The organism is Pseudoflavonifractor sp. An176, from assembly GCF_002160435.1.
GTDB classification, from domain to species: domain Bacteria; phylum Bacillota; class Clostridia; order Oscillospirales; family Oscillospiraceae; genus Enterenecus; species Enterenecus faecium.
Genome location: NZ_NFKO01000054.1, coordinates 1 through 7336 on the forward strand (window position 1 = coordinate 1; position 7336 = coordinate 7336).

At 60.6% G+C, this 7336-nt stretch carries 8 protein-coding genes; 5 read left to right on the top strand and 3 right to left on the bottom strand.

Annotated features, from left to right (window positions below; all coding sequences use genetic code 11):
• The coding region (locus B5F12_RS11370) for a hypothetical protein (protein WP_143482388.1) at positions 1–191 on the top strand (191 nt) is incomplete at its 5' end.
• 12 nt (positions 192–203) lie between these two features.
• Entirely contained in the window at positions 204–851 is a 648-nt protein-coding gene (locus B5F12_RS11375; RefSeq protein WP_087234483.1) for an HAD family hydrolase, read from the top strand.
• Between the two features lie 468 nt (positions 852–1319).
• On the opposite strand, the gene B5F12_RS11380 is transcribed toward B5F12_RS11375, so the two are convergent.
• The gene (locus tag B5F12_RS11380) at positions 1320–1952 is read right to left on the bottom strand and encodes an HAD family phosphatase (protein WP_087234485.1); all 633 of its coding nucleotides are present in this window, start codon (positions 1950–1952) and stop codon (positions 1320–1322) included.
• A gap of 160 nt (positions 1953–2112) precedes the next feature.
• Between B5F12_RS11380 and B5F12_RS11385 the strand changes: the two genes are divergently transcribed.
• Both B5F12_RS11385 and B5F12_RS11390 read left to right on the top strand, forming a co-directional pair.
• Positions 2113–2406, top strand: coding sequence for a hypothetical protein (locus tag B5F12_RS11385; protein ID WP_087234487.1), 294 nt, complete (start codon positions 2113–2115; stop codon positions 2404–2406).
• Positions 2403–3005, top strand: a complete 603-nt coding sequence (locus B5F12_RS11390; protein ID WP_143482389.1) for a lysine exporter LysO family protein — start codon at positions 2403–2405, stop codon at positions 3003–3005. The genes B5F12_RS11385 and B5F12_RS11390 overlap by 4 nt, the downstream gene beginning before the upstream one ends.
• A 290-nt stretch (positions 3006–3295) precedes the next feature.
• On the opposite strand, the gene B5F12_RS11395 is transcribed toward B5F12_RS11390, so the two are convergent.
• Positions 3296–4228 carry an alpha/beta hydrolase gene (locus B5F12_RS11395; RefSeq protein WP_087234489.1) on the bottom strand — a complete coding sequence of 311 codons (933 nt, stop codon included), beginning with the start codon at positions 4226–4228 and terminating at the stop codon, positions 3296–3298.
• Between the two features lie 35 nt (positions 4229–4263).
• Positions 4264–5430 carry a 5-bromo-4-chloroindolyl phosphate hydrolysis family protein gene (locus B5F12_RS11400; RefSeq protein ID WP_087234491.1) on the bottom strand — a complete coding sequence of 389 codons (1167 nt, stop codon included), beginning with the start codon at positions 5428–5430 and terminating at the stop codon, positions 4264–4266.
• Positions 5431–5670: 240 nt separating this feature from the next.
• On the opposite strand from B5F12_RS11400, the gene B5F12_RS11405 reads away from it, so the two are divergent.
• Positions 5671–7336 (top strand): VanW family protein (locus tag B5F12_RS11405; RefSeq protein ID WP_087234493.1); only part of this gene is annotated, 1666 nt, incomplete at its 3' end.

The window sequence follows — 7336 nt, forward strand, 5'->3', positions numbered from 1 at the left end:
ACCCCACCCCCTCCGCCCCGGCTCTCTCCCTGCAGAAGGGAGACAGCGTCCAGCACAAGGCCTTTGGACGGGGCCTGGTGCTGTCGGTGCAGAAGATGGGGGGCGACGCCCTGGTGGAGATCGCCTTCGACACCGTGGGCACCAAGCGGCTGATGCTGAAATCCGCCAGCCAGCACTTGACCAAAGTATAAGGAGGGTTTTCCATGTTCCGCATGATTGGTTTTGACCTGGACGGCACCATTGCCGACACCCTGCCCCTGTGCATTCAGGCCTTCGGCCTGGCTCTGTCTCCCTATGCCGGGCACACCCTCAGTGAAGAGGAGATCACCGCCACCTTCGGCCTGGACGAGGTGGGCATCGCCAAGATTCTGGCGGGGGACCAGTGGGAGGCCGGGGTGGCCGACTATTGCCGGGAATATGAGCGGCTCCACCCCCAGGTGGTGCCCGACCTGTTCCCCGGCATCCGGGAGCTTCTGCACACCTTGAAGGACCGGGGGATTCCCCTGGTGCTGGTGACGGGAAAGGGCACCCCCACCTGCCGCATCTCGCTGGAGCAGTTCGGCATTGCCGACGTGTTCGACGAGGTACTGTGCGGCTCGGATGTGGCCCCCAATAAAGTGGACCATCTGCGCTACTTGTTGGACAAATACCAGCTGACCCCGGAGGAGTTCTGCTACATCGGGGACACCGCCACCGACGTGGACTCCTGCGACCAGGTGGGGGTGACCTGCCTGTCGGCGGCCTGGCAGGACGGGGTGACGGAGGCCCTGGAACAGCGCAACCCCGGCAAAGTGTTCGACCGGGTGGAGAAATGCGGGGCGTACCTGTTGGAGCAGTGCGCAACCAAATAAAACCAAAACGAGACGGTACAGAACCAAACCTCTGTATCGTCTCATTTTTCATTTCTATCTAGACTTACCAGTCACGGGGATGCGCTCCCCGCTGGGGGTTCCTTTCTGCTGCCAGAAAGGAACCAAAGACCACCAAAGGCGGGGCCTTCCCCCGCCTTATGGAATCCACCCCGCCGGTACTGGTTGGAGTATGCGACCTCCTCTTTTCGGCCCTTGACCTGGTGGTGTCACATAGATGGCAGGTCAATTCAACGGAATGTGCCTACTTCTCTGTACGTTTGCACACCTACTACCAGGGCCTTCCTTGGTCCGCCGCTGTTCCCAGCGGTCGAAAGCCTAGCTCCCAGCGGCGGGAACGCCCTAAGCGATTCTTTCCCCGATTTCTCATCGGGGAGAAATCGGGCATAAGCGGAGCGTCCCCACCGGGGGCGCTGGGTTTCCCCTGAGAAAAGCGGGGGTTCGGGACACTCACCCCTCCAAAAGTTCTCCCAGCGAGTGCACAAACCGGTGGCAGCTGTGGGGCATCTCCGCCCAGCGGCTGGCATAGCAGGGGTCATACACCCCAATGGTGTGCATCCCGGCGGCCCGGGCGGTGGCGCAGTTAAAGGGGGAGTCGTCCAGCAGGGTGCACCCCTCCGGCTCCACCCCCAGGGTGTGGCTCAGGGCCTCAAAACACCGGGGGTCGTGCTTTTCCAGCCCCAGCTCCTCGGCGTACACCACGTGGGCAAAGTAGGGCTCCAGGCCGTGGCGCTCCAGGGCCAGCTGGCACAGCTTGGGGCGGCAGGCGGTAAACAGGGCCAGCGCTTCCCCCCGGCTCCGGTACTGCTCCAGCAGCTCCCGGGCCCCCGCCTTCAGCTCCACCAAGTCCCGATAGTGGTGAGCGGCCAGTTCCTCCCACTGGTCCATGATTTCCTGGGGCATCAAGTCCAGATGGTAATACTCCCGGGTGTATTCAGCCGCCGAAGGGAAGGTGGCCTTTGTCACCCGCTCCTCGTATTCCTTGGTCACCTGGCAGTGGTGACGGGCCAAAAATTCCAAATCCACCTCCACCCACAAGTCGTTGGAGTGGAGGAGGGTTCCGTCCAAATCAAAAATGATCATGGGTGTGAAAATCCTCTCTATCTTGCGTCGATGGTCTTTTTCTGCTATGATGGTTGGGTTCGCAACCTAGCCACGGCCTAAGGCCGTGTTGCTTGATTATACCACACCGTCCCCGCTCCCGTCCATGGGTGGGGAAGCAGGGAGAGAGAGAAGGCGTTTTATGGATATCTTATTGGTCATGTGTTTGGGCATCCTGGTGGGTCGGTTCCTGTTCCCCCAGAAGGCCAAGCGTTGGAACGAAGGGGCGTCCCTGCTGTGCACCCTGGTGCTCATCTTCTCCATGGGTGCCATGCTGGGCCGGAAAGAGGGATTTCTCCACCAACTGCTCACCCTGGGCGCTCAGAGCTTCCTCTTCTTCCTCATTCCCACCGTTTTGTCCATTGTGGTGGTGTATGTCCTCACCCGTCGCTTTATGAAGCGCCCCAACCAGGATAAAAAGGAGGAAGAGGCATGATCGTCCTGTTCACCATCCTGGCCCTGCTCTTAGGGTTGGCCTACGGCCTGTCTGGGCTGGAACTGCCCCTGCTCACCTTTTTCAGCCAGCACACCGACCTGGTGCTCTATCTGCTGATGTTCTCCGTGGGCATCAGCGTGGGGATGCACCGGGGCCTCTTCCGTAAAATCCGGGAGTACCACATCCGAATTTTCATCATTCCCTTTGGCATCATCCTGGGCTCTCTGGTGGGCGGCCTGGTGTGCGCCGCCATCTTCCACCTTCCCCTGGGCCAGGGGGCGGCCATTGCCAGCGGCATGGGCTGGTACAGCCTGGCGGGCGCCACCATCAGCCAGATTGGCGGCTCTGAACTGGGCAGCGTGGCCTTTCTCAGCAACCTGATGCGGGAGATTTTCTCCTTCATCATCATCCCCGTGGTGGCCATCAAGCTCAACTACTACACCTGCATCGCCCCCGCCGGAGCCACCAGCGAGGACACCACCCTCCCGGTGATGCTGAAATACACCAACGAGGAGACAGTGGTGCTGTCGGTGCTCAACGGCATCATCTGCTCCTTCTTCGTCCCCATCCTCATCTCCCTGTGTTTCACCACCCCATAAGCCGACACGCTTCTCAAAAATGCCAGCATTTTTGAGAGGAGTTGCAGCCCGCTGCATGCAGAATCGGGTCAAAGGGCGACCCGATTCCACACTTGCGGGCTGAGAAGTGTTTTTTCCGATGCACATGTCCCCGAAAAAAACGAATTTTAATTTATTTTCCCGCCCCCGGGCGGGAAAACTCTGCCGAGGGCTTTGGGAATGATGCAAAAAATATATTCTTCTTGCATACACATGAGTTTTTCGACAGTCTGCAACGATGCCGCACAGATTTGCTCTGTGCGGCATCGTTTTTATTTACAGTGTCGGTCCAGCCAATCCAAGACATCGGCATAGACCTCCATGCGGTTTGTCTCATTGAGGGTCTCGTGGCGAGCGCCGGGGTACAGCTTCAGCTCCAGGTCCCGGGTGCCGTGGTCCTTAAAATACCCGTACACCTTTCGCACCCCCGCCCCGTTGGCTCCCACCGGGTCCTGATCTCCCGAAAAGAGATAGATGGGGGTGTTGGGGTCCATGCGGGACAGAGCTTTTTCACTGGAAATGTACCGCAAGCCCCCCAGCATGTCCCGGAACAGCCCCACCGAGGGGATAAACGAGCACAACGGATCTTGGAGGTAGGCGTCCACCATACGCTCATCGCTGCACATCCAGTCCACCGTGGTGCGGTTGGGGCGAAACTGCCGATTATAGACCCCCAGGGACTGGCTGTACACCAGTTGGCTGACATAGGTGGGTCCTCGCAACCACCCCAGCACTGTGGACACCAGGCGGCCCGTGGCCACCAGCAGGGGGCTCTCCTGCCCAGTGCCCGAGAGGATGGCCCCATCCACCGTGCCGGGATAGCGGCACAGGTAGGTGCGGGTCAAAAAGGAGCCCATGGAGTGGCCCAACAGGATATAGGGGACACCCGGGAACTTCTCTCCCATAAGCTTCCGGAAGGCGCGCACGTTGGCCGTGGCCAGTGTCCAGCCGTTCCGGCGGCCAAAATAGCCAAACTGCCCCGCCGCCTCTCCGGTCTTACCGTGGCCCAGGTGGTCCTCGCCGCACACCACATAGCCGTGGGCATTGAGGTAGCGGGCAAAGTGGTCATACCGCCCCATGTGCTCGGCAATGCCGTGGACAATCTGCACCACGCCCCTTATCTGGCCCTGGGGCTGCCACAGATACCCGGCACATGGATGTTCCCCGTCCGAGGAGGGAAACCAAATCACTTCTGGCTGCTGCATGGAGTCACACTCCCTTCTCCCCCTTTGGGGGTCGGTTAGTCCAGCTTCATGTTGTCCCCAGACAGGCCGTCCTTTTTCAGCATGTTCTCCAGCACCTGCACGTCGGCGGCAATGTCCATGGCGTCCGAGCTAAACAGCTTATCCAGCTGCTTTTCAAAGCCCTCCACCACTTTGTCCATCATGCCCTCGATGCGCTGCTTGGCGGCGGTGATGTTCTCCCCCTCCACCCCCTGGGCGTCCAGGCGGGCATAGGAGCGGAGAATGTCCAGGGTGGTGGGCAGGTAGTAGTTGAGGAAGGTGCGCAGCTGCTCGGTGCGCTGGGGATGGGTCTTCTGGTACTGCAAAATCTTGTGGGTGACCTCTTCGATGCGGTCAATCTTGGCGCTGATCACCGGGTCGGGAATCAGGTCGTTGATGAGGCGGATTTCCCGGAGAATCTCATCCTCCTGGGAGGGCTGCTGGTTCTTCTCCGGCTCCGGCTGGGGCTCCGGTTCCGGCTCCGGCTCGGTGTATCCCATCTCGGTGAGCATGAGTTTGCCCGCCTTCAAATCCAGATATCCCGTGGGCAGCACGTGGGTAGCCAGCATCTTGCGCAAATCCCGGGTCAGGCGGCGCACCGACACGTCCATAGCCGCCGCCATGGGGGCCAGACTCACCTGGCGATTGGCTCCGATGTAGGCCAGATAGTTGGTGTATCGCTCCATCCGGCCCCGCTGCTCCCGCCCGGTGAGGAGCATGCCCAGGCCCACGCCAAAGCCCGCCAGCATGACAAACACGTTGACCAGCTCGTCAGCGAAAAAGAAGCCGTACCGCAGGCTCTCCACAAAGGTGGCCAGCTGGGCTATGGTGCCCAGAGCGAACATCCCGGCCATGACGCCGCCCACCACCATTTTCACGGTGCCGGGGGCCAAGCCCTTTCGTTTCACCGGGGTCTGGCCGCCAAAGGCCGCTCCCGCCTTTCCCTTGACAAATTCTGCGGCCTGTCTGGCCTGGAAGGCATAGTTTTGGGCCTGCTGACGGGTCATATTCCGAAGCTTGCTCACAAGCCACACCACGGCGATGACCTGGGTGATGCCAAAGGGGAGAAGGAAGAGCACCACAATCCCCAGCCAATCCTCCCAGTCTCCGTCCCGTCTGGGCCGTTTGGGGTTGGGGTTATAGTGGTACCCGCCCCCCTGTCCATAGCTGTACGAACCATTCATACCTGAGATTCCTTTCCGTCCAGACGGCCCCTGCCGCCCGGTTGCTTGTCACCCACATTATATACATCTTTTCCTCCGGTGTAAATAGCCACCAAAAACGATGACAAATTGTAAATCTTTTTAACCGAATTGTTCTTGTACCAGCCACCGGTTGGTGTTACAATATTCAAAGTGCAAGGGGATTCCATTCCGGTCAATTCCTGGCACCTCTTACAGATAACAACATATGGAGGAAGTTCTATGGAGCACGTTCGTTCCAAGAAAAAGCTCACGCCCCCTATCATAGCCGGGATTGTGGCCGGCGCTGCGGTGTTGGTGCTGGCGGGAGCCTATTGCGGGCTGTGCGCCTGGGTCAGCGGCAACGGCCGTTTGCTCCCCGGCACCATTGCCCAGAATCACACACAGACCGTCACCCTGGACCTGGGCGGACTGACCCAGGATGCCGCGGTGGAGTATATGACCAGTTCCATGAAGGAGCACCTGGACACCCTGGAGCTGACCCTGAACTATGGGGAGGACCAGAAGGTGACCATCTCCGGCTCTCTGCTGGATGTGGACCCCCAGGCCGCCGTGGAGTATGGCATGGAGGAAAAGAAGTCCCGGGGCTTCTTCTCCCTGGGCCTGGCCTGGCTGGGTGCGGGCAGTGACCCGGACCCCCTGTCCCTGTCCTCCTCCTCCTTCACACCCGAGGGAGAGAAGCAGGTGAAGGAGTACATCGACCAGATTGCCGAGGCCATGCACAAGGACCCGGTGGACTTCACCTACAAGCTGGAGGATCACTCTCTCAAGGTCACCATGGGCACCGACGGGGCCGAGGTGGACAAGGACGCCCTGCTGGAGCAGATCTCCAACGCCCTGGCCACCGGAGAGACCTCTCTGACCGTGGAGACCAAGCCCATTCCCTGCGCCGAGCTCACCGGGGAGATTCTCAGCGAACTGGTCTACCAGGAGCCCAAGGCCCCCACCCAGGACGCCAACGGCAACCTGACCCCCATGGTCATGGGCTGCTCCATCGACCCGGAAGAGGCCCAAGGCATCATCGAACAGACCAAGCCCGGGGAGACCTGTTCCATCCCCGTCACCATCACCCAGCCTAATTTGAGCCAGGCCGCCTCCCTGCTGTACCAGGACCTGCTGTCCAGCAACACCAGTTACCTGGACGGCGTGGCCAGCCGCTCCTATAACGTGGCTCTGGCCGCCTCCTCCTGCAACGGTAAAATCCTCATGCCCGGTGAGACCTTCTCCTACCTGGGCACCATCGGAGACCCCTCCCAGGCCAACGGCTACAAGTCCTCCACCGGCTACTCCAATGGCCAGACCGTCACCATGGACGGCGGCGGCGTGTGCCAGGTGTCCTCTGCCATCTACTACTGCGCAGTGTACGCCAACCTGGATATCGTCCACCGGGCCAACCACGCCTTTACCGTAGGCTATGTGCCCGACGGCCTGGACGCCACCGTGTACTACCCCAGCCTGGACTTCAAGTTCCGCAACAACACCGACTTCCCCATCAAGCTGGTGTCCTATGTCTCCGGCGGTAAGCTCACCGTCCAAATCTACGGCACCAACCCCAGCGGCACCTATGTGAAGACCGAGCGGTACACCCGCTCCACCACCGAGTACACCACCGTCTATGAGGCGGACTCCTCCATTCCCCGCGGCACCACCAAGGTGAAGACCACCCCCTACACCGGCAAGGTGGTGGACGTGTACCGCTGCGTGTACGACGCCAACGGCAAGCTTCTCTCCCGCACCTTCGAGAACACCAGCCGCTACTCCAAGCGGGACAAGGTGATTCTCTACAACCCCGCCGACTCCGGCCCCTGGGGCGAGGGCACCGACGCCAACAAGCCAGACCCCACTCCGGCTCCTACGCCCAAGCCCACCCCCGCACCTACCCCCGCAC

What these genes read in the sequence shown, in the direction of transcription:
- B5F12_RS11375 (WP_087234483.1), top strand. Translation starts at nt 204, where the DNA reads ATGTTCCGCATGATTGGTTTTGACCTGGACGGCACCATTGCCGACACC.
- B5F12_RS11380 (WP_087234485.1), bottom strand. Translation starts at nt 1,952, where the DNA reads ATGATCATTTTTGATTTGGACGGAACCCTCCTCCACTCCAACGACTTG.
- B5F12_RS11385 (WP_087234487.1), top strand. Translation starts at nt 2,113, where the DNA reads ATGGATATCTTATTGGTCATGTGTTTGGGCATCCTGGTGGGTCGGTTC.
- B5F12_RS11390 (WP_143482389.1), top strand. Translation starts at nt 2,403, where the DNA reads ATGATCGTCCTGTTCACCATCCTGGCCCTGCTCTTAGGGTTGGCCTAC.
- B5F12_RS11395 (WP_087234489.1), bottom strand. Translation starts at nt 4,228, where the DNA reads ATGCAGCAGCCAGAAGTGATTTGGTTTCCCTCCTCGGACGGGGAACAT.
- B5F12_RS11400 (WP_087234491.1), bottom strand. Translation starts at nt 5,430, where the DNA reads ATGAATGGTTCGTACAGCTATGGACAGGGGGGCGGGTACCACTATAAC.